This window comes from Amycolatopsis sp. cmx-8-4 (assembly GCF_046548675.1).
Taxonomy (GTDB): Bacteria; Actinomycetota; Actinomycetes; order Mycobacteriales; family Pseudonocardiaceae; genus Amycolatopsis.
Map to the genome: position 1 here is coordinate 106088 of NZ_JAEBDZ010000024.1, position 20047 is coordinate 126134.

General features: G+C 68.2%; 17 protein-coding genes and 1 tRNA gene. 13 read left to right on the forward strand and 5 right to left on the reverse strand.

Translation table 11 applies throughout. From position 1 onward, the window contains the following. The first annotated feature begins 6 nt into the window (after nucleotides 1-6). Genes ACLJQZ_RS37045 through ACLJQZ_RS37055 form a run of 3 tightly spaced genes read left to right on the forward strand, consistent with a single transcriptional unit; the run spans nucleotide 7 to nucleotide 3643 of the window. Complete coding sequence (locus tag ACLJQZ_RS37045; protein ID WP_410624949.1) at nucleotides 7-1593, forward strand: plasmid pRiA4b ORF-3 family protein; 1587 nt, start codon at nucleotides 7-9, stop codon at nucleotides 1591-1593. Between the two features lie 4 nt (nucleotides 1594-1597). Then, nucleotides 1598-2317: a hypothetical protein gene (locus ACLJQZ_RS37050; RefSeq protein WP_410624950.1), complete on the forward strand. Its 720-nt coding sequence runs from the start codon at nucleotides 1598-1600 to the stop codon at nucleotides 2315-2317. Nucleotides 2318-2374: 57 nt separating this feature from the next. Further along, entirely contained in the window at nucleotides 2375-3643 is a 1269-nt protein-coding gene (locus tag ACLJQZ_RS37055) for a plasmid pRiA4b ORF-3 family protein (protein WP_410624952.1), read from the forward strand. Nucleotides 3644-3660: 17 nt separating this feature from the next. Here the strand turns inward: ACLJQZ_RS37055 and ACLJQZ_RS37060 are convergent, their stop codons facing one another. Further along, nucleotides 3661-4050 (reverse strand): hypothetical protein, encoded by a 390-nt coding sequence (locus ACLJQZ_RS37060; protein ID WP_410624954.1) that lies wholly within the window; start codon nucleotides 4048-4050, stop codon nucleotides 3661-3663. Beyond that, nucleotides 4047-4424 carry a hypothetical protein gene (locus ACLJQZ_RS37065; RefSeq protein WP_410624956.1) on the reverse strand — a complete coding sequence of 126 codons (378 nt, stop codon included), beginning with the start codon at nucleotides 4422-4424 and terminating at the stop codon, nucleotides 4047-4049. Before ACLJQZ_RS37065 ends, ACLJQZ_RS37060 begins: the two co-directional genes overlap by 4 nt. 288 nt (nucleotides 4425-4712) lie before the next feature. Between ACLJQZ_RS37065 and ACLJQZ_RS37070 the strand changes: the two genes are divergently transcribed. Next, nucleotides 4713-5930 carry an IS110 family transposase gene (locus ACLJQZ_RS37070; protein ID WP_410625005.1) on the forward strand — a complete coding sequence of 406 codons (1218 nt, stop codon included), beginning with the start codon at nucleotides 4713-4715 and terminating at the stop codon, nucleotides 5928-5930. Between the two features lie 93 nt (nucleotides 5931-6023). On the opposite strand, the gene ACLJQZ_RS37075 is transcribed toward ACLJQZ_RS37070, so the two are convergent. Next, complete coding sequence (locus ACLJQZ_RS37075; RefSeq protein WP_410624957.1) at nucleotides 6024-7010, reverse strand: hypothetical protein; 987 nt, start codon at nucleotides 7008-7010, stop codon at nucleotides 6024-6026. A gap of 50 nt (nucleotides 7011-7060) precedes the next feature. Here ACLJQZ_RS37075 and ACLJQZ_RS37080 point away from each other — a divergent pair, with 50 nt between their 5' ends. After that, entirely contained in the window at nucleotides 7061-8116 is a 1056-nt protein-coding gene (locus ACLJQZ_RS37080) for a helix-turn-helix transcriptional regulator (RefSeq protein WP_410624959.1), read from the forward strand. An 87-nt stretch (nucleotides 8117-8203) separates the two neighbouring features. Here the strand turns inward: ACLJQZ_RS37080 and ACLJQZ_RS37085 are convergent. Continuing rightward, nucleotides 8204-9363, reverse strand: a protein-coding gene (locus tag ACLJQZ_RS37085) for an IS3 family transposase (protein ID WP_410624961.1) whose coding sequence is annotated in 2 segments (ribosomal slippage) — nucleotides 8204-9082 and nucleotides 9085-9363 — 1158 coding nt in all. Because the reading frame shifts where the segments join, the coding sequence is not laid out codon by codon here. Nucleotides 9364-10161: 798 nt separating this feature from the next. Continuing rightward, nucleotides 10162-10234 (reverse strand) — tRNA-Ala (locus tag ACLJQZ_RS37090). Nucleotides 10235-10514: 280 nt separating this feature from the next. Between ACLJQZ_RS37090 and ACLJQZ_RS37095 the strand changes: the two genes are divergently transcribed. The 8 genes from ACLJQZ_RS37095 to ACLJQZ_RS37130 all read left to right on the forward strand — a co-directional run bounded on the left by ACLJQZ_RS37095 (nucleotide 10515) and on the right by ACLJQZ_RS37130 (nucleotide 20042). After that, complete coding sequence (locus ACLJQZ_RS37095) at nucleotides 10515-12728, forward strand: RICIN domain-containing protein (RefSeq protein WP_410624962.1); 2214 nt, start codon at nucleotides 10515-10517, stop codon at nucleotides 12726-12728. Between the two features lie 240 nt (nucleotides 12729-12968). Next, nucleotides 12969-14099, forward strand: coding sequence for an ABC transporter substrate-binding protein (locus tag ACLJQZ_RS37100; RefSeq protein ID WP_410624964.1), 1131 nt, complete (start codon nucleotides 12969-12971; stop codon nucleotides 14097-14099). Between the two features lie 52 nt (nucleotides 14100-14151). Next, nucleotides 14152-15030 (forward strand): ABC transporter permease, encoded by an 879-nt coding sequence (locus tag ACLJQZ_RS37105; protein ID WP_410624966.1) that lies wholly within the window; start codon nucleotides 14152-14154, stop codon nucleotides 15028-15030. After that, the gene (locus tag ACLJQZ_RS37110; protein WP_410624968.1) at nucleotides 15027-15830 is read left to right on the forward strand and encodes an ABC transporter permease; all 804 of its coding nucleotides are present in this window, start codon (nucleotides 15027-15029) and stop codon (nucleotides 15828-15830) included. Before ACLJQZ_RS37105 ends, ACLJQZ_RS37110 begins: the two co-directional genes overlap by 4 nt. Next, complete coding sequence (locus ACLJQZ_RS37115) at nucleotides 15830-16888, forward strand: ABC transporter ATP-binding protein (RefSeq protein WP_410624970.1); 1059 nt, start codon at nucleotides 15830-15832, stop codon at nucleotides 16886-16888. Before ACLJQZ_RS37110 ends, ACLJQZ_RS37115 begins: the two co-directional genes overlap by 1 nt. A 318-nt stretch (nucleotides 16889-17206) precedes the next feature. Next, nucleotides 17207-18475, forward strand: a complete 1269-nt coding sequence (locus tag ACLJQZ_RS37120; protein WP_410625007.1) for a TIGR03767 family metallophosphoesterase — start codon at nucleotides 17207-17209, stop codon at nucleotides 18473-18475. A 61-nt stretch (nucleotides 18476-18536) separates the two neighbouring features. After that, nucleotides 18537-19100 carry an HdeD family acid-resistance protein gene (locus ACLJQZ_RS37125; protein WP_410624972.1) on the forward strand — a complete coding sequence of 188 codons (564 nt, stop codon included), beginning with the start codon at nucleotides 18537-18539 and terminating at the stop codon, nucleotides 19098-19100. 15 nt (nucleotides 19101-19115) lie between these two features. Continuing rightward, on the forward strand, nucleotides 19116-20042 hold the full coding sequence (locus ACLJQZ_RS37130) for a ribonuclease Z (RefSeq protein WP_410624974.1): 927 nt from the start codon (nucleotides 19116-19118) through the stop codon (nucleotides 20040-20042). The last annotated feature ends 5 nt before the right edge of the window (nucleotides 20043-20047 follow it).

A 20047-nucleotide genomic window follows, 5' to 3' on the forward strand; every position in this document is an offset into this window, starting at 1 on the left:
CGCCGGGTGCCTTCCGATCTTTCCGGCGTTGCCAATGCCTGTCCTGTGGTGGAGGCGGCTGTTCGCCTGGCCGGGTGGGTGGGCGAGGACGGCATACCCGTCACGGCGGGTCAATCGCTTCGGCCCGCCGATGTCGTCGATGCCGCGCGGGCGCTGGGCATATCAGCGCGGACGAAGGTCCGACGGGCCGCCGACGTGCCCGAAGTCCACCGGCCGTGGCTCGTGGCGGTCGCTGCGGGCCTGGTCGTTGTCGCGGACAACCGGGCGGTCCGGGGAGGCCGACCGGACGACCCGCTGGCCGTCTGGTGGGCGGGATTGCAGGCGCTGCTTGCCGCCGAGGCCGCCGACACTTTCGGCGTCGATCCCCGCATCACCGCCTTGGTGACGCTGACCGTGGTGACCGGTGAGCACCTGCGTGAAGGGTGGACCTTGCAGCACCGCGTCGAAGGCACCATGCATGATCGCGGTGACTGGGACAGCTTCGCGGACCCTCGGCGCCACGGCCGTGTCCACCCGGCCGAGGCCGCGTTGGCCGTACTGCACTTGTTCGGCGCCATCGAGGGAACGCGGCTGACGCCACTGGGCGTTTGGGCCGAATCGGAGTTGCGGCGGGTGGTGCCGCCGCAGATCACCCCCGAAATACCGGCGAAAGATCTGCTTGTTCTGCTGGCCGGGGCTGATGAGGTCGACGCCTGGAACCGGGCCACGCACTGGTTCGGCGAGCGCACGAGCGCCCAGATCGTCGCCGAGTTGGCCCAGTGCGCCGCCGAAGCGACCCCCGCCCAGCGAGTAATGGCGATCGGCCTGATCAGCGCATTGGGAGACGATGCGGTGGTCGCGTTGCGCACTTTCGAACGATCCCCGAACCTCGCCGCTCATGTCCGGGTCGTGGCCCACCAGCACGAGCAGGCGCCGGAACCCCGCACCGAGGACCTGGTTTGGCTGGCCACTGAGTACGCCCACGCCGACCTCTCCTGCCACGATGTCGCCACGGCGCGCTACATCGCGACGGACTTTCTGGACGCCGCCGGGATCGACCTGGCGACCGGCGGGATCGAGCGGATCACCGGCAGCGGGCACCCTGACGCGATCACGGTCGCCGAGGCTCTCACTGCTGTGGCCAGGTCGGCCGTGCCGGTTCAACAACTCAAGATCTCACTCGCCGGGCACGGCTGGCGCAGGGTGCTGATCGCGGAGAACGCCACGCTGGCGCAGCTCCACCGCGTGATCATCGCATTGTTCGGCTGGGACAACGACCACCTGCATATATTCACCGTCGGGCGCCGCCACTACGCCGATCCCTTCCACTACCTCGAGGAGACGGTGTCCGAGGACACGATCGGGTTGCACCAGGCACTACCTCAGCCCAAAGCGACGATGTCCTACACCTATGACCTGGGTGCGACCTGGCGCCACGAGATCGTGCTGGAAAAGGTCCTGGGTGATCACCCGCTATCGCAGCCGGAGTGCCTCACCGGCCGGGGTGACAACCCGATCGAGTACTACGACCCGGACGACCCGACGGATCCAGTGCCCTTCGACGTCACAGCCATCAACAAGATACTGAAAGAACTGGCCACGAAGGGTTACTGAGCCAGTGGCGATCGACACCTTCCGGCGCCTGCACGACGCGGGCCAGTCGGAACCGGTCGACTCGGCGCTGTTGCTGTGCACGGACTGGCGGCGGCGGCGGACCAGCGCCCACGTGCTGGCCGGCATCCTGGCGACGGGGATCCTAGACGACGAACAGCAGGACCAGCTTGCCGAAGAGTTACTGTGGCTCGAGAAGGCGCGGTATGTGTACCCGCTCAGTTGGCTCGGCAGCACCTTCATCGAGATAGATCTCCCCTCGGGGCAGGGCGCGCCGCGACAGCGAACGGTCCATGCCGACCCGAAGACCCCGCTGACCGCCGAGCGCTCTGTGTGGCCGCCGTTGCGTTCGTGGGCCGCGGAGCGGGTTCTCGCCCAGCACCGGGCAACCCCCACGGACGTAGTGGCACGTGCCCGTGAGCTACCAGCCCGAGATGGCGCAGCCGTGGTAACGGGTGCGGTGCACGCCGCGGACGAACTGGATCCGGCACAAGCACGCACGGTGGTGAACGCCGCCCTACGATGGGGCCACAAGACGCCACGCAAAGCGGCGCTGGAACGGCTGACCACATGGGGCGAGCACGATCGCGCGCTCGCCTTGGCCGCCGACGATCCCGACGCCGCCATCCGAGCGTGGGGCCAAAACTCAGCACGGAGGCCGCCACCCAGAGCAGCCTGTTCGACTGACAGCCTGCTGTACCCGCATCGCTCGCCGTGCCACCGGTGACATTCATGGCCCGGCACCCACGCATCGACGCTGCTCGTGCGGATGAGAAGGTGTGACATGGACCTGACGGCGGCGAACTCGGAAGTGATCAGGCAGGTGCGTGGGTTCGTACACTGGGTGGGCGCGAGTCGCAAACTCACCCAGACCGGGCGCATCACCCTGACAGACGCTCGAACATTGGTACCGGCGCTGGGCACCGACGACGTGATCGACCCGACGATCGGCGATCGCGTATTCCGGACCACATCGAGCCAGGAACTGCTCCACCTGACCCTCATCGTGGAATGGGCCAAGTCGGCGCGGCTCGTCCGCAAGACGGGCAACCGGCTGGTGCCGGTGAAGAAGAACGCGGCCCTGCTCGATGACGCACCAGCCCTGTGGCTCGCGCTGTTCACAGTGTTCGATCAGCTGGGCGAGGCGTTCCTGACCTCGGGTTTCGGCGAGTCGCTGCTGCGCCGGGAGTTCGCCACCGGCATCCGCTCCGTGCTGATCTCGTTGTACCGCGCCGACGGTCCCGTTACCACGGCGAGTCTCTGCGCGACGGCCTGGGATGTCGTCACCGCGCCATACGTCCTGGACCACGCCACCGAGACCCAACTCGGGCACTGGCGTGCCTGCAACGACCGGGACACAGAGCGGGCGCTCAGCGTCCTGCGGCGGTTGGGCGCGGTGACGACCGACGGGACGGTGGAGCTGACCGAACTCGGCCGGACCGGCATCCGCCGGCCGCTGGGTGAGCCGGAGCCCGGCGATCCCATCTACCAGGTCAAGGTCACTCTGATGGGGGTGGCGAATCCACCGGTGTGGCGGCGAGTACTGGTTCCGGCCGCCGTCCGGCTCGATCACCTGCACGAGATCGTCCAAGCCGCGATGGGCTGGCAGAACGCACACCTGCACGCCTTCATCGATGGACAGACCCACTACGGCATCCCCGATCCCGAACTGCGCTACCGCGACGAACGCACAACAAGGTTGAACGACCTGCTGAAGCCAGGCGACCAGCTCCAGTACACCTACGACTTCGGCGACGACTGGGAACACGACATCACCGTCGAGGAAGCGATCGTCGCCGAGCCTGGCATGAGTTACCCGCTGTGCGTCACCGGCCAGGGCGTCTGCCCACCGGAGGACGCCGGAGGCTGGCCAGGCTACGCGCGGCTGGTCCAGGTCCTCACCGATCCTGGTCATGAGGAACACCAGGACATGCTCGACTGGCTCGGCCTGGACAACCGCAGCCAGTTCGATCCCACTCGCTTCGCTCCCGATGACGCCAACCAGCGGCTGTCCGCCGTGTCGCGCACTGGTCCCATCGTTTCTCGACGCTGAAGCAGGTCGCCGTCGGCTCAGTCGCCGCCGCTGTTCGCGTCAGGCTTCGGCGGTAGCCAATGGGTGCGGTACGCCCGCTCGATGTTCGAGTTCCCCGACTTGGAGAACCGCAGTCGCCGGCGGTCCCTGGTCCAGCTGACGTAGACCGTTTCGCTCGGTCGTAGTCCGGCGCTCTCAGCCCAAGTCCGAAAGGCCCGCATCGCCGCACTGATCTTGGGCAGGCTGGCGACCATCACCTGCTCCGGGTACGGCACGCGCCCGCGCCGCCACTCCTTAACCCTCTCGGGCCGAACCCATCCGGTGCCCAGCAGCACATCGATCGTGGTGGCGTAGCCGTTCCTGGCGATTGCGGCACTGCCGGCGGCGGCGATATCGCGCCGCAGCTTCGCTTGATTCTGAGGATTCATCGTGATCCTCGGGCGTCCAAGCTCAACCAGATCGCCTGGCGTGCCCACGCCGAACGATCGGCCAACTCCAGCGCAAGCGCCACCACCTCGCCGTGCGACAGCGCGGCAAGACGATCGGCGAGCTCGGAATCGCCGCCAAGGAACGCCGACGCCACGGCCACCATGTGCGCGCACAGCTCCGCGGCACGGCCGTCCGGGCACGGGCATTCGCCGGTCAACGGCCGGCCAGCGTGGTTGACCAGGAGTTCCCTCACCCCGATCCTCTCGCCCGGCAACGAGCCCCATAGCGAATACTCGTCCCAGTCAAGGTCCTCGACGTGCATAGCGAGCCCCTGACCACGCGCCAGCGCTTCCGGCGTCGTGGCGACGTGCACGTCGCGGCGGGTGAAACCCGGTGCGAACGAGACCAGTTTCCTAATCAGTTCTGGGAGCGAGCCATCCGGCACACTCCTGGTCGGTTAGCCGGCCGGCAGGTGAGCACTCGGGTTTCCTGGACGTTGAGTCCTGACGAAAGACCGTGCCCCTGCCGGTTGGCCGGGAGAGTTGATCGCTGCTGGGATGTCGTGCCCCGCGTGCTACTGGCGTGAGCACTGCTTGATTGGGTCGCTGATAGTTCTCCCGCCGGCTGCTCAGGGTGATCGAGATCGGGAGGATCGTTGAGGCTGTTCGTAGGAGATGACTGGGCTGAGGACCATCACGACGTGGAGGTGATGGACGGCTCCGGTCGCCGGTTGGCCAAGGCCCGGCTGCCCGAAGGCGTCACGGGGATGGCGCAGCTGCACGCGATGATCGGTGAGCTGGTCGGGGACCAGGCCGACGAAGCCGAGGTGCTGGTCGGGATCGAGACGGATCGGGGTCCGTGGGTTGCGGCGCTGGTCGCCGCCGGATACACGGTGCTGGCGGTCAACCCGCTGCAGGCCGCGCGGTTCCGTGACCGGCTCGGGGTCTCGGGCGCCAAAAGCGACCCCGGTGATGCCCACGTGCTGGCCGACATGGCCCGCACCCACAGCCACGAGCTGCGGCCGGTCGCCGGGGACACCCCCGCAGTCGAGGCGGTCAAGGTCGTGGCCCGCACCCATAAAACCCTGATCTGGGAACGGACCCGTCACACCCAGCGGTTGCGGCACGCGTTGCGGGACTACTTCCCCGCCGCGCTGGTCGCGTTCGAGGACCTCGACGCCGCCGACACCCTGGAGTTGCTGGCCAAGGCGCCCACCCCGGCCCGGGCCGCCCGGCTGACGATCGCCCAGATCAGCGCCGCGTTGAAGCGGGCGCGCCGCACGAACATCACCGAGAAGGCGGCGGTGATCCAGGCCGCGCTGCGCGCCGAGCACCTCGGTCAACCCGAGATCGTGGCCACCGCCTACGCCGCCACGGGCGGGGCGCTGATCGCGGTCCTGACCGTCCTCAACACCCAGGTCAAGACCCTGCAAGGGCAGGTCGAGGCCTATTTTGGGCAGCACCCGGCCGCTGAGATCATCCTGTCCCAGCCCGGTCTGGGACCGATCCTCGGTGCCCGGGTGCTCGCAGAGTTCGGCGACGACCCCCACCGCTACACCACCGCCAAAGCCCGCAAGAACTACGCCGGAACCTCCCCGATCACCCGCGCCTCCGGCAAAAAGAAGGTCGCTCTGGCCCGGTTCATCCACAACGACCGACTCATCGACGCCCTCATGACCCAAGCATTCAGTACCTTGAAACACTCGCCCGGAGCACGCGCCTACTACGACCGGCAACGAGCCCGCGGCGCCGGCCACAACGCCGCACTGCGCCAGCTCGCCAACCGACTCGTCGGCATCTTCCACGGATGCCCCAAAACCAGCACCCTCTACGACGAGCAGACTGCCTGGCCGCATCACGCCGAGAACGTCGCGGCTTGACATCTACCCTCCTGGGATGTCTTTCGGCAGTGCGCCCGGTGGCTGTGCCCGAGCGCGGATCACGGTCGCTCGACTACGGCAGTTCTCACGCTGTCATCGGGAGGTCTTGCCAAGTAGCGCCTCGAACTCGGCCAGACCCTCCGCGCCCAGAACATCGGCGTACGCTTCGGGCACGTCCAGATAGGTCTCCCCGTCCGCATCCCCGACCAGTTTCGCCAACCGTGCGGCCAACTCAAGCGGCACGGGGTCGTGCACCTGGTACAGCCGCAGATGAATTTCGGCCAGAGCGGACCCAACCTCCCGCGGTTCGGTTTCGAAGATCTCCCACGCGTCATTCAGGTAACCCGACAGCGTGGCCCAGACAGCGATGGCCTCCTCGAGTACGGCCAGCAACTCGTCGGAGGGCGGTCGGACCGCGAGCAGCCGCAGCTCTGTGACCATCCTTCTGCCAGCCTTGACGATGTCGTGCAGATCCCACTGGCGCCGTCGGCTTGGAATATCAGCCGCAGCCGCTATCACCCGTCGAGCGGCATTGATCTCCTTCGGCCCCGGCGGTGACAACCGGCCGGCGCAAGCCAGCAACAAAGCGCCGAAGTACTGGTCAGCCGCAGCCCGTCGGGCCACCAGACCGATCAACACACGAGGGGCGAGCTCCGCGGCGATCTCGGCGAACCGTCGCTCGTCGGGATCAACGCTGTCGCGCCGCGACGAGATCGACGAGAACGTGAACTCGATCTCCAGTGCCTTCAGCGCAACCGCGACCATATGCCCGCACAAGCGACCGGGGACTCCGTCAACGCACTCACACTCCCCGGTCAGCACGCCATGGATCACCCCGACCCACACCTGGAGGAGCCCGCAATCGGGATCGGTAACCACTGCACGCGCACCGCCGTCCTCGGCGCCGAGGTCACGAATCCACTCCCGCGCAAGGCACTTCCGCGCCCACTCGGACAGGTCAGGCCCGACGGATGCCAACAGCGTCTCAGAATCAAGTCGTACAGCCACGCGAACATCCAACCGCACCCGGCGCGCCGCTGGTTGCTGCACCGACCACCAACCACGCGCCATCATGAGCACTCGATGAGTGCTAGTATTAAGAGTGCTCATCAAGTACTCAAGGGAGAAGCATGGCTGACGAGGCGGCAAAGAACCTGGTCAAGCAGCGCAGAGCAGAGCTGAACCTCACCCAGCAGGAGGCAGCGCGGCGTGCCGATGTATCTCTGGCGACCTGGCGACGCTTCGAGAACTCAGCGGGCGATGCCAGCGTGTTGGACGGGTTCCGGACGGACAACCTGCATGGGTTCGCACGGGCACTAAAGCTAAGCGTCGCGGCACTGCGGCGGTTGGCCGGTGCCGAATCCGCAGACGAAGCGGCGGCAAGCGAGAACGAGGGGCCTGCCGTCGTCGACCGGCAAACCGTCGACTTGGTGCGGCTGTTCAACAGCTCGTTCACCGGCGACCCACTCACCCCAGTCGACGCGATGGCATTGTCCAACACCGTCGACTTCTCCGACTTCGCACCCAGCCAGGACGGCAGGCTGCATCTGGACGACTCGTTCAGCTACGAGTTCGCCGCCTATCTGAAGGGCGAGGCAACCATCCGGGACGTCGACCTGCTGTGCGACCTGCCCGAACTGGCGCTCACTCAGGTCAACAACCACTGGCTGGTGCGCATGGGAGAACGCATCATGCGGATTGGCAGCGAACTCGGAGAAGGACGTATCCCCCGACCGCAGTGCCTCGCCGACGAGTACGCGCTATGGATTGTCATCAAGAACACCGACCCGCCTCAGATCGGCGACGTTCTCGAGATGTTCCCCGGACTACGGGACGCAGAAGACGTGTTCGGCTACGACCCCGACGTGGACGATCCGGACGACGAGGCGGCGACCCGGGAAGAGTGGATGAACCGCATGGCGGGCGGCCTCCTCCCACCCGACAAAAGTCACAACCACCGCCGTTACGACCTGGAAATCATGGAGGCATTTGGGCAAGGCATCTACGACCCGACCGACCCCCGTCACCCGCTGCGCTGGTTCGACCGAGACGACCTGCGAGAACGGTGTGAGTCGGAGCTGGCCTTTGTCAGGTTGCCGAAGGAGGAGCAGGATGCACGCACCGCCGAGGCTTTCAAGCGAATGTCAGAGTTGATGTCTCCAGGCACGACCGGACAATCGCATTAAGCAGCTCGTTCTCGCCGGTGCTTGGACGGGTCACGGCGGCGTGAAGGGTCTGCCCAGACTTCGGTTGACACCGGAGCTGACTATTTCTCAGGCCGCTGTTGCGGTGGTGTAGATGGTCTCAAACTCGACCGGGGTGAGTTTGCCCAGGGTGCGTTGGCGGCGTTTGCGGTGGTACTTCGTCTCGATCCAGGACACGATCGCCGACCGGAGTTCCTCGCGGGTGCGCCACCGCCGGGTATCGAGAACGTTCCTCTGCAGCAACGAGAAGAATGATTCCATGGCGGCGTTGTCACCGCATGCACCGACCCGCCCCATCGACCCGGTCAGCCCGTGAGCGCGCAGCAGACGCCGGTAGGCCGCCGACCGGAATTGGGTGCCGCGGTCGGAGTGGACCACGACACCGCGCGGGTCGCGCAGTGCGATCGCGTTGCGCAGCGCGCTGACGGCGAGTGAGGCCCGCATGTGCGAGGCGATGGAGTATCCGACGATCTTGTTGGAGTAGCGGTCCTTGACCGCACACAGATACAGCTTGCCCTCGCCGGTGGGATGCTCGGTGATATCGGTCAGCCACTTGGTATTCGGTGCGGTGGCGGTGAAGTCGCGGCGCACGAGGTCGTCGTGCACTGGCGGGCCGGCCTTGCGGGTACGGCCTTTCTTCTTGGCGTGCAGCGAGAAGATCTGCTGCATGGAGCAGATCCGCCACACCCGGTTCTCCGAGGCGGTGAACCCGCGCTGGGCGAGTTCGTCGGCGATGAACCGGTACCCGTCGGCTGGGTCGTCGGCGTGGATCTCGAGCGCGGCGTTGATCAGGTGCGCGTCGTCGTAGTCCCGCTGTGAGACCGGAGCGGCGCGCCATTGGTAGTAGGCCTGCCGGGAGATGCCCAGCACCCTGCACGTCACCGCGGCCGGCACCCGCACAGGGGCGCCGGCCGCGGCCAGTTCACGGACGAGCAGGAAGGCTATTTTCCCGGCAGGTTGCCCTGCGCGAGGTAGGCGGCGGCTTTGCGCAGGACCTCGTTCTCCTGCTCCAGCAGCCGGTTGCGTTTACGCAGGTCCCGCAGCTCGGCGGACTCGTCCCGGGTCACGCCGGGTCGTGCGCCGTCTTCGACGTCGGCGGAGCGCAGCCAGTTGGCCAGGCATGACTCGGAGATCCCGAAGTCTTGGGCGACCTGCTTCAGCGGGGTCTCGCCGCGGCGGGCCATCTCGACGACGTCGTCACGGAACTCTCGGGGGTAGGGCTTGGGCACGGTGAACTCCTGCGCTGTGGTGAGGGGGTCGTGTGGTGGTGCGTGTCTAGGACCGCTCCATAGGCGACAGAGAGGAAGCGTGTTCGGCGAAGAACCTCGGTGTGTGACCGGATCGGGTGTTAGCGCCGAGAATGACGGGGACGCCCTGAGCGGCGAGCTTGGTCGCGGTTGTGCGGTCCGCGGCGGCCGGCGGCGACGATGGCGCGGAGGTCCTCATCGGTGAAGCGCAGGTGCTTGCCGACGAAGGTGCACGGGATGAGGCGCTGGCCGGCTTTGCGCCGGAGCTACGACTCGCCGATAGTCAAGCGCTCGGCCGCGGCGGCCGGTGTGTAGAGAAGGCGGCCCGTGTCGATGGCGGGCGAGCCGGCGGACTCGGAGTGTCTCGGTGAGGGCGATAAGGCGTCGGGTCGGCGAAGGAGAGCATCGTCGTTCTGCATGGTGGCCTCGAAGTGCGCGACGGGTCGTGGTCGCTGCTAACTCCGCTCAGGCGCAACGGAGGAGACAGAAAGATCATGATCTGCGGCCAACCGCATCAAGGCTGGCGCGGGACCGGTGGCGAGCCTGCGGCCGACGGCGCGAAGGTGGCGGGTCAGAGAACCTTTGGTGATCCACCTGTTCGGGGGACGCTACTGGGGCACTTTTCGTGACCCCATTTCGCCGCCGTCGGCGCGGTGCCCCAGTTTTGCCCCAGCTACTCGTCGGTAGCTGAACTTCTTCTTGACGAAACTCAAAGTTCGCGGCAACGAAAAAACCGCCCTACCTGGATCTTCGGATCCGATGGGCGGTGTTTCGTCACTGTGGAGCTAAGGGGACTCGAACCCCTGACCCCCTCACTGCCAGTGAGGTGCGCTACCAGCTGCGCCATAGCCCCGAGGCGAAGGTGTACTCCGCATCTCGTATGGCCATACCCTACACGCCGTCCGGAGGCCTTCGACGCGGGGGTGCCTGCATGGTCACCAACTCGGGCACAACCTTGTGACCTGCAGTTTTAGGACTTATTTTTAGGCGTGTATTGACTCCCGGTGTGTCCGCCGTTACATTTTCGGCGGTTGTGACGCCGAGGTCCCCGCCCGTTACGCCGCGTCTTCACCGGGCATGCCTCTGCCGTTTCCTGCTCGAAGAACGCCGCCTGTGCGGCAGAGGAGGTCTCGATGAAGAGTCCGGTGCGACGGCGGGTGATGACGGTGCTCTCGGCAGCGTCCACCCTGGTCGCGGGCTTGATCACCGTCGTAGCGGCGGCGCCGGCGGCTCAGGCCGCGATCACCCCTGACGGGTGGTACACGGTCGCCGCCGTGAACAGCAGTAAGTGTGTCGATGCTCGGGCGGCCGCCAGTGCCAACGGCACCGTCGTGCAGCAGTACAGCTGCAATCAAAGCGCTTCCCAGGAGTGGCAGTTCCAGTCGACCGGGGACGGCTACTTCCGCGTCAACACGCGCAACAACGCCGCCGCGGCCTGGGATGTCACCGGCGTCTCGACCGCCGACGGCGGGCTCGTGCAGCTGTGGAGTTACTCGAACGGCCTCAACCAGCAGTGGCAGGCCGTCGACGAGGGCAGCGGGCGGTACCACTTCGTGAACCGGAACAGCGGGAAGTGCCTCGACGTGCCGGGCGCCTCCACCGCCGACTCCGTCCAGCTTCAGCAGTACTCCTGTAACAACACCAGTGCGCAGTCGTTCACACTTACCCCCGTGGGTGGCACTACTCCTCCGACCTCCGGTCAGCCGGACCTCGGCCCGAACGTGGTGATCTTCGACCCGTCGATGTCGAGCTCCAGCATCCAGAGCCGGCTCAACGGCATCTTCAGCCAGCAGGAACGCAACCAGTTCGGCGGCCAGCGCTACGCCGTGATGTTCAAGCCGGGCACGTACTCCAACGACGTGAACGTCGGCTTCTACACGCAGGTGCTGGGCCTCGGGCTGAGCCCGGACGCCGTGACGATCAACGGCGCCGTGCACGTCGAGGCCGACTGGTTCCCGCCGCAGAACGCGACGCAGAACTTCTGGCGCGGCGCCGAGAACCTGTCCGTCAACCCGACCGGCGGCGCCGACCGCTGGGCGGTCAGCCAGGCCGCGCCGTACCGCCGCATGCACGTCCGCGGTGACCTGCAGCTCGACGACGGCGGCTGGGCCAGCGGCGGCTGGATCTCCGACTCCAAGATCGACGGCCAGGTCCGCTCCGGCTCGCAGCAGCAGTGGATCTCGCGCAACTCGCAGTTCGGCAGCTGGAACGGCTCGAACTGGAACATGGTCTTCGCCGGCGTCCAGGGCGCTCCCTCGAACACCTTCCCGTCGCCGCCCTACACCACCGTCGCCTCGACGCCGGTCGTGCGCGAGAAGCCGTTCCTCTACATCGACAACGCCGGCAACTACCAGGTGTTCGTCCCCGGTGTGAAGACCAACGCGGCCGGCACGAGCTGGGCGAACGGCACCGCGCCGGGCACCTCGGTGCCGATCGACCAGTTCTACATCGCCAAGCCCGGCGCGACCGCCGCGGACATGAACGCCGCGCTGGCCGCCGGGAAGAACCTGCTGGTGACGCCCGGTGTCTACCACCTCAACCAGGCGCTGCACGTGACCCGGCCCGACACCGTCGTGCTCGGCCTCGGCATCGCGACCCTGGTGCCGGACGGCGGCGTCACCGCGATGAACGTCGACGACGTCAACGGCGTGAAGGTGGCCGGGCTGCTGATCGACGCCGGCACGACCAACTCGAACACGCTGATGCAGGTCGGTGCGGCCGGTTCGACCGCCGACCACTCGGCCGACCCGACGTCGCTGCACGACGTGTTCTTCCGGATCGGCGGCCCGGCCGTCGGCAAGGCGACCAACAGCCTGGTGGTGAACAGCAACAACGTGATCGGCGACCACATGTGGATCTGGCGCGCCGATCACGCCGACAACGGCAACAACGTCGGCTGGACCACCAACACCGCCGACAACGGGCTCACGGTCAACGGCAACAACGTGACGATGTACGGCCTGTTCGTCGAGCACTACCAGAAGACGCAGGTCGTCTGGAACGGCAACGGCGGCCGGACGTACTTCTTCCAGAACGAGATGCCGTACGACGTGCCGAACCAGGCGGGCTGGATGAACGGCTCCACGAAGGGCTACTCCGCGTACAAGGTGGGCCCGAACGTGACGAGTCACGAGGCGTGGGGGCTGGGCAGCTACTGCTTCTTCAGCACCAACCCCTCGGTCGCCAGCGCGCACGCCTTCGAAGCGCCGAACACCCCGGGTGTCAAGTTCCACGACATGGTGACCGTCTCGCTGAACTACCAGGGGACGATCACGCACGTCATCAACACCACCGGTGACACGACGCCGACGGGGACCAAGCCCGTCAACCTGGTGAGTTACCCCTGATCAACCGGCGTGCGCCGTGGTGGCGGCCGCGGCGCACGCCGGTCCTCATCGTCCGGAGTGGACGTCCTCACGCGAAACCCGTCGGCCGGGTTAACGGGCAACCGCCGAACGGGCGAAAAGTGTGATTACAGAGCGTGCATGCGTACGGTAGTACATATTTACCGGGAAGTTATGGATTGTTCACCTTGCTCGGGGAGCGTTCGCTCGCACAGCCACCCCGGGTATCGGAGGACGTAGCAAGTGAACAGACGTTTCGCGGCGCTCACCGCGGCGGTCGCCGCAGGTGCCCTGGTACTCACCGCCTGTGGCGGATCTTCCAGCGACAACAAGGACTCCGGTGCCGCCGGCACCGCCAAGTCGGCCGCCGACCTCGGCGGGCTCGACAAGCTCGTCGAGGCGGCGAAGAAGGAAGGCACCCTCAACGTCATCGCCCTCCCGCACGACTGGGCGAACTACGGCGAGGTCCTCGACGCCTTCAAGAAGAAGTACGGCCTCAAGGTCACCGAGGCCAACCCCGAGGGCTCGAGCCAGGACGAGGTCAACGCCGTCAAGCAGCTCAAGGGCCAGGACCGCGCGCCCGACGTGCTCGACCTCGGCGGCGCCTTCGCGCTGACGGCGGCCAAGGACGGCCTGCTCGCGCCCTACAAGGTCGCGACCTTCGCCGACGTCCCGGACAACCAGAAGGACGCCGACGGCCAGTGGGTCAACGACTACGGCGGCTACATCTCCATCGGTTACGACGCCAAGAAGGTGCCGAACCCGCCGAAGTCCTTCGCGGACCTGAAGAAGCCGGAGTACGCGGGCAAGATCGCGCTCAACGGCGACCCGACGAAGGCGGGCGCGGCGTTCGCCGGCGTGTACGCCGCGGCACTGGCCAACAGCGGTTCGTTCGCCGACATCAAGCCCGGCATCACCTACTTCGGTGACCTCAAGAAGTCCGGCAACTTCATCCCGGTGCAGGCGAGCGCGGCGACCGTGGAAAGCGGCCAGACGCCGATCACGCTCGACTGGGACTACCTGCAGGCCGGCTACGCCAAGAAGCTCGAGGGCAAGGTCGACTGGAAGGTCGCGGTCCCGGCCGACGGCGTCTACTCGAACTTCTACTGCCAGGCGGTCAGCAAGACCGCCCCGCACCCGGCCGCCGCGCGGCTGTGGCAGGAGTTCCTGTTCTCCGACGAGGGCCAGAACCTCTTCCTGAAGGGCCTTTCGCGCCCCGCGCGGCTGCCGAAGATGGAGACGGCGGGCACCGCGGACAAGACCTCGCTCGCGGCCCTGCCGCAGATCCCCGGCGAGACGAAGTTCCCGACCAACGACCAGATCGACGCGGCCAAGAAGGTCGTCGCGGACGAGTGGGCGAAGGCCGTCGGCTGACGTGACGGCCGAGACCCTCACCACGGCGGCAGGCGCGACATCGCCTGCCGCCGTGCCCGTGCGCCCCGGGTTCGCGTGGCGCTTGCTCAAGTGGGTGACCGGCCACCTCGGCCTGCTGCCCTTCCTCGCCTACACCGGTGTCTTCCTCGGGGCGCCGGTGGTGATGGTCGCGGTCGGCGCCTTCCAGGACAACGACGGCGCGTTCACCACCGACAACCTCGGCGCGGCCTTCAAGGACCAGTTCGGCCGGTCGTTCGTGACGTCCATCGAGCTGTCCGCGCTGACCGCCGTGGTCGGCGCCGTGCTCGGCGCGCTGCTCGCCCACGCCGTCCTCGGGTCCAAGCCGGACGGCCTGCTGCGCAAGGTCGTCTCCAGCGCGGCCGGCGTCCTGGCCAACTTCGGCGGCGTGCCGCTGGCGTTCGCGTTCATCGCCACGCTCGGCAGCATCGGCATCGTCACCAAGGCGCTGACCGGCCTGGGCCTCGACCTCTACGCGTCCGGGTTCAGCCTGTTCAGCTTCTCCGGCATCGCGATCGTCTACATCTACTTCCAGATCCCGCTGATGGTCATCGTGTTCACCCCGGCACTGGAAGGCATGCGCGCGCAGTGGCGCGAGGCGGCGGAAAACCTGGGCGCGACGCGCACGCAGTACTTCCGGCTCATTGCCGTCCCGGTACTGCTGCCGCCGTTCCTGGCTTCGACGCTCCTGTTGTTCGCCAACGCCTTCAGCGCCTACGCCACCGCGTACGCGCTGACCACCGGCATCATCCCGCTGGTGCCGATCCAGATCGGCTCGCTGGTCTCCGGCAACGTCGTGGCGGACCAGCAGAACCTCGGGAAGGCGCTCGGCCTCGGCATGATCGTCGTGGTCGCGATCGTGATGGCGTTCTACTCGTGGATGCAGCGGCGCGCGTCGAGGTGGCTCGGATGACGAACAAATGGGGTCGCTGGACCATTCTCACCCTGTTCGGCCTGTACTTCCTGGTGCCGATGGCGGCGTCGGTCGAGTTCAGCCTGCGCGACGTCAACGACACGCACAGCTTCGTCTCGTGGAGCAAGCTGCTCGACGAGCCGGGCCTGTTCGAGACGCTGGGCACGTCGTTGTGGGTCGCCGCGGGCACCGTCGTGCTCACACTGCTGATCATGGTCCCGACGGTCAGCTGGGTGCACCTGCGCAAGCCGAAGCTGCGCCGGGTGATGGAGGGGATCAGCCTGCTGCCGCTGGTCATCCCGCCGATCGTGCTGGTCAACGGCGTGCTCGTGGTGTTCGCGGACGCGCCGGAGGTGATCAACGGGACGCCGGTGATCCTCGTGCTGGAGTACGTCGTCCTGGCGCTGCCGTTCACCTACCGCACGCTCGACGCGGGCCTGCAGGCGATCGCGCTGCCGACCCTGGTCGAGGCCGCGCGCAGCCTCGGCGCCGGCTGGGGCACGGTGCTGGTGCGGGTGATCGTGCCCAACATCCGCAGCGCGGTGTTCGGCGCCGCGTTCCTCAACCTGGCGCTGGTGCTGGGCGAATACACCCTGGCCAGCATCCTGCTGATGGACACCTTCCCGGTGTGGACCGTCCAAACCGGACAGTCCGAGGCCGGCGTGTCGGTCGCGGTGTCGCTGTTCAGCCTGGTCGTCGCGTTCCTGCTGCTGTTCGTCCTGTCCCTCGTCGCGGGCCGCCGCCGTCGTGAGCACAACCCGGCCGCGCCCATCGCCCCCGCACCGCAAGGAACCGCCTGATGATCGAGACCAAGACCGGCGCCTCCGTGGAGTTTCGCGGCCTGCACCGCGAGTTCGGCGACGTCAAGGCCCTCGACGGCCTGAACCTGGTGATCGAGCCGGGCGAGCTGGTCGCGCTGCTCGGCCCGTCCGGCTGCGGCAAGACGACGGCGTTGCGCGTGCTGGCCGGCCTGGAGCAGGTCGACGCGGGCGAGGTGCTCGTCGACGGCTCCGACGTCGTCGGCGTGCCGGCGAACAAGCGCGACATGGGCATGGTGTTCCAGGCCTACAGTCTGTTCCCGAACCTGACCGTGCGGGACAACGTCGCGTTCGGGCTGCGGCTGCGCGGCCAGGGCATGGCGCCCCGGCACCAGCGGGCGCAGGAACTGCTGGAGCTGGTCGGGCTGGACACCCACGCCAAGCGCTACCCGCACCAGCTCTCCGGCGGCCAGCAGCAGCGCGTCGCGCTCGCCCGGGCGCTGGCCATCGAGCCGCGCGTGCTGCTGCTCGACGAGCCACTGTCCGCTTTGGACGCCCAGGTGCGCACGCAGCTGCGGGACGAGATCCGCCGGCTGCAGCTGAGGGTCGGCATCACGACGCTGTTCGTCACGCACGACCAGGAAGAAGCGCTGTCCATCGCCGACCGCGTCGGGGTGATGAAGGACGGCCGGCTGGAGCAGTGCGACACCCCGGCCGCGTTGTACGCGCGCCCGGCGACGGCGTTCGTGGCGGAGTTCGTCGGCACGATGAACCACCTCGCGGGCACGGTCACCGGCGGCGGCACCGAGGTCGACGTCGCCGGGCAGCGGCTGAAGCTGGCCGAGCCGGGGGAGCGGGCGGACGGCGCGGCCGTGCGCGTGCTGGTCCGCCCCGAAACGGTGACGCTCGAACCCGGCGGCCCGGCCCGCGTCACCGACCACAGCTTCCGCGGCGCGGTCACCCGCCTCACGGCGGTGCTGCCGGACGGCACGACGGTGCTCGTGGACCTGCCGAGCGTGACGGCCGCGGAGCTGCTCCCGGGCAGCACGGCGGCCGTCGGCTTCGGCAGCCGCCCGGTCCTGCTGGCGGCGGACGCGTAGTGGACACGACGCGCCGGCGGATCGTCCGGGCCGAGGCGGGCGAGCTGGGTTACCGGCGGCTCGCCGAGGCGCCGGGCGAACCGCACGCCGTCCGGGAGGACCTCGCGCCGGCCTCGCCGTCCCGGGCCGGGACGCCGCTGGCGCGGTTCGCGCACCTGTCGGACCTGCACGTGATGGACGCGCAGTCGCCGAGCCGCGTCGAGTACCTGGAACGCCACGCCGACCCGGACTCGCGCGATCTTTCGGGGGTCCGGGTGGCGGAGCCCCCGGCTCGGGGCGGAGCCCCGGATATCTCAGCTGCGGCTCCACCTCCCGCTGATCGGCACCTACCGGCCGCAGGACGTGTTCACCACGCACGTCGTCGAGGCGATGGTCCGCGCGGTGAACGAGTCCGACGTCGACTTCGCGATTTCGACCGGCGACGCCACGGATGCCTGCCAGGCCAACGAACTGCGTGCTTACCTGGGCGCGCTCGACGGCGGCCCGGTCGACCCGGACTCCGGCGAGCGCGGGCACTGGGAGGGCGTCCACGCGAGCGACCCGGCGACCTACGACGTCCGCTACTGGCACCCCGACGGCACACCCGAGGGCTGCGAAGACGACCACACGCGGGCCCGCTACGGCTTCCCGGAGACGCCGGGCGTGCTCGACGCGGCCGCGCGCCCGTTCGAGGCGACCGGGCTGCGGATGCCGTGGTACGCCGTCTACGGCAACCACGACAACATGCTGCAGGGCGTCGTCCCGCCGTGGCCGGAACTGGGCGAGATCACGGTCGGCGGGGACAAGCTGACGGCGTTGCCCGAGGGTGACGTCGTCGAGCTGCTGCACGGCTTCGACCAGGCCGAGCGGGACGTCGTCGCGCGGCTGCTGGACGGCGCCACGGTGCCCGTGACGCCCGATCCCGAGCGGCGGCACGTCTCGCGCGCCGAGTGGATCGGCGCGCACGTCGACTGCCACGGCCACGGATACGTCCGGGCGAACGCCGAGTCCGACACCGCCTACTACGCGTTCGACCACGGCGTCCTACGCTGCCTGGTGCTCGACACGGTCAACCCGCACGGCTTCTGGCAGGGCTCGCTCGACGTTCCCCAGTCCGAGTGGTTGCGCGCGGAGCTGGCGGCGTCGGCGGACCGGCTCGTCGTGCTGTTCAGCCACCACCCCCTCGAGACGCTGGTCAACGACCACGGCCCGGACCGGCGGGTCTTGGCCGGGGAGCTGGCCGCGCTGCTGCACGCGTCACCGAACGTCGTCCTCTGGGTGAACGGCCACACCCACGAGAACAAGGTGACCCCGCAGGCGACGTTCTGGGAGGTGACGACGGCGTCGCACATCGACTGGCCGCAGCAGGCCCGGCTCGTCGAGGTGCGTGACAACGCCGACGGCACGCTGTCCATTGTGGTCACGATCGTCGACCACAGTGGACCGGTGACGGGCGGTGGTGACGACCCGATCGGGCTGGCGGGGCTGTCCCGCGAGCTGTCGGCGAACTACTGGCAGCACCGCGACGGCCCCGAGCGGGGCGCCGGGACCGCGGCCGACCGCAACGTCGAGCTGCTGCTCCGGGATCCACGCCCGAACGGGTGGTGAACCGCGCCAGGCCCGCGAACTGCGGCGATACTGGGGCTCCCGGAGTGCAAAGGAGCGGGACATGACCGCCTTCGGAATCGTCGTCGAACCCCGTGTGGCCTGGCCGCTGGCCGCCCTGCGCGGCGTGCTCGCCGTGCTGTTCGGGATCTTCGCGCTCGCCTGGCCCGGCGAGACGGTCCTCGTGCTGGCCATCCTCTACGGCGTCTACGCGATCGTGGACGGCATCGGCGCACTGATGCAGGCTTTCCGCCCGGGCGACGGCGCCCACCGCGCCGCGTACGGCGTGCTGGGCGTGCTCGGCATCGTCGCCGGGATCGTGGTGCTGGTGTGGCCGGGCATCACGGTGCTGCTGCTGGCGCTGCTGGTCGGGCTGTGGGCGATCGTCACCGGCATCGCCGAGATCGCCGCCGCGATCCGCCTGCGCAAGCAGATCCAGGGCGAGGCGTTCCTCATCCTGGCCGGCGCGATCTCCGTGCTCGCCGGGATCCTCATCGTGATCAACCCGATCGCGGGCGCGTACGGCGTCGCCCTGCTCGTCGGCATCTACGCGCTGATCTACGGGATAGTGCTGCTCGTGCTGGCCTTCCGGCTGCGGAAGATCGCGAACACGCCCGCCGCGGTCTGAGTACCGTGCGGGGATGTGACCCGCGAACTGGTGGTGCTGGGCACCGCGAGCCAGGTGCCCACGCGCCACCGAAACCAGAACGGCTACCTCCTGCGGTGGGACGGCGAAGGCCTCCTCTTCGACCCCGGCGAAGGCACCCAGCGGCAGATGGTGCACGCCGGCGTCGCGGTCACGGACGTCACCCGGATCTGCGTCACGCACTTCCACGGCGACCACAGCCTCGGCCTGTCGGGTGTCATCCAGCGGCTGTCGCTCGACAAGGTGCAGCACACCGTGCACGCGCACTTCCCGGCGTCCGGCGCGCACTACTTCGAGCGGCTGCGGCACGCGACGTCGTTCTACGAGACCGCCGACCTGCGGGAACAGCCCATCTCTTCGAGTGGGCAGATCGCGTCGGGAAAGTTCGGCGTCCTGGAAGCGCGGCTCCTGAGTCACCCGGTCGAGGCGTTCGGTTACCGGCTGGTCGAGCCGGACGGCCGGACGATGCTCCCCGAGCGGCTGCGTTCGTTCGGCATCCGAGGCCCGGATGTCGGCAGGCTCCAGCGGGACGGACGGCTGGGGACGGTGAGCCTCGACGACGTCAGCGTGCCCCGGCGCGGCCAGCGGTTCGCGTTCGTCATGGACACCCGCCTCTGCGACGGCGTCTACGCCCTCGCCGAGGACGCGGACATGCTCGTGATCGAGTCGACCTTCCTCGCCGAGGACACCGCCCTGGCCCGTGACTTCGGCCACCTGACCGCCCAGCAGGCCGCCCGCGTGGCCACCGAGTCCGGCGTCCGGCTGCTCGTGCTGACCCACTTTTCGCAGCGCTACCCCGAGCCTCAGCGGTTCTTCGACGAAGCCCGCGCCGAGTTCGACGGCGAGATCGTGGTGGCCCGAGACCTGGAGCGGGTCCAGGTGCCGAAACGCCGGTCCTCCCCAGCGGAGCGCCTTGCGCCGTAGGCTGC

Coding starts and splice junctions, on each gene's coding strand:
- ACLJQZ_RS37055 (WP_410624952.1), top strand. CDS start 2,375: ATGGACCTGACGGCGGCGAACTCGGAAGTGATCAGGCAGGTGCGTGGG.
- ACLJQZ_RS37060 (WP_410624954.1), bottom strand. CDS start 4,050: ATGAATCCTCAGAATCAAGCGAAGCTGCGGCGCGATATCGCCGCCGCC.
- ACLJQZ_RS37080 (WP_410624959.1), top strand. CDS start 7,061: ATGGCTGACGAGGCGGCAAAGAACCTGGTCAAGCAGCGCAGAGCAGAG.
- ACLJQZ_RS37095 (WP_410624962.1), top strand. CDS start 10,515: ATGAAGAGTCCGGTGCGACGGCGGGTGATGACGGTGCTCTCGGCAGCG.
- ACLJQZ_RS37110 (WP_410624968.1), top strand. CDS start 15,027: ATGACGAACAAATGGGGTCGCTGGACCATTCTCACCCTGTTCGGCCTG.
- ACLJQZ_RS37115 (WP_410624970.1), top strand. CDS start 15,830: ATGATCGAGACCAAGACCGGCGCCTCCGTGGAGTTTCGCGGCCTGCAC.
- ACLJQZ_RS37125 (WP_410624972.1), top strand. CDS start 18,537: ATGACCGCCTTCGGAATCGTCGTCGAACCCCGTGTGGCCTGGCCGCTG.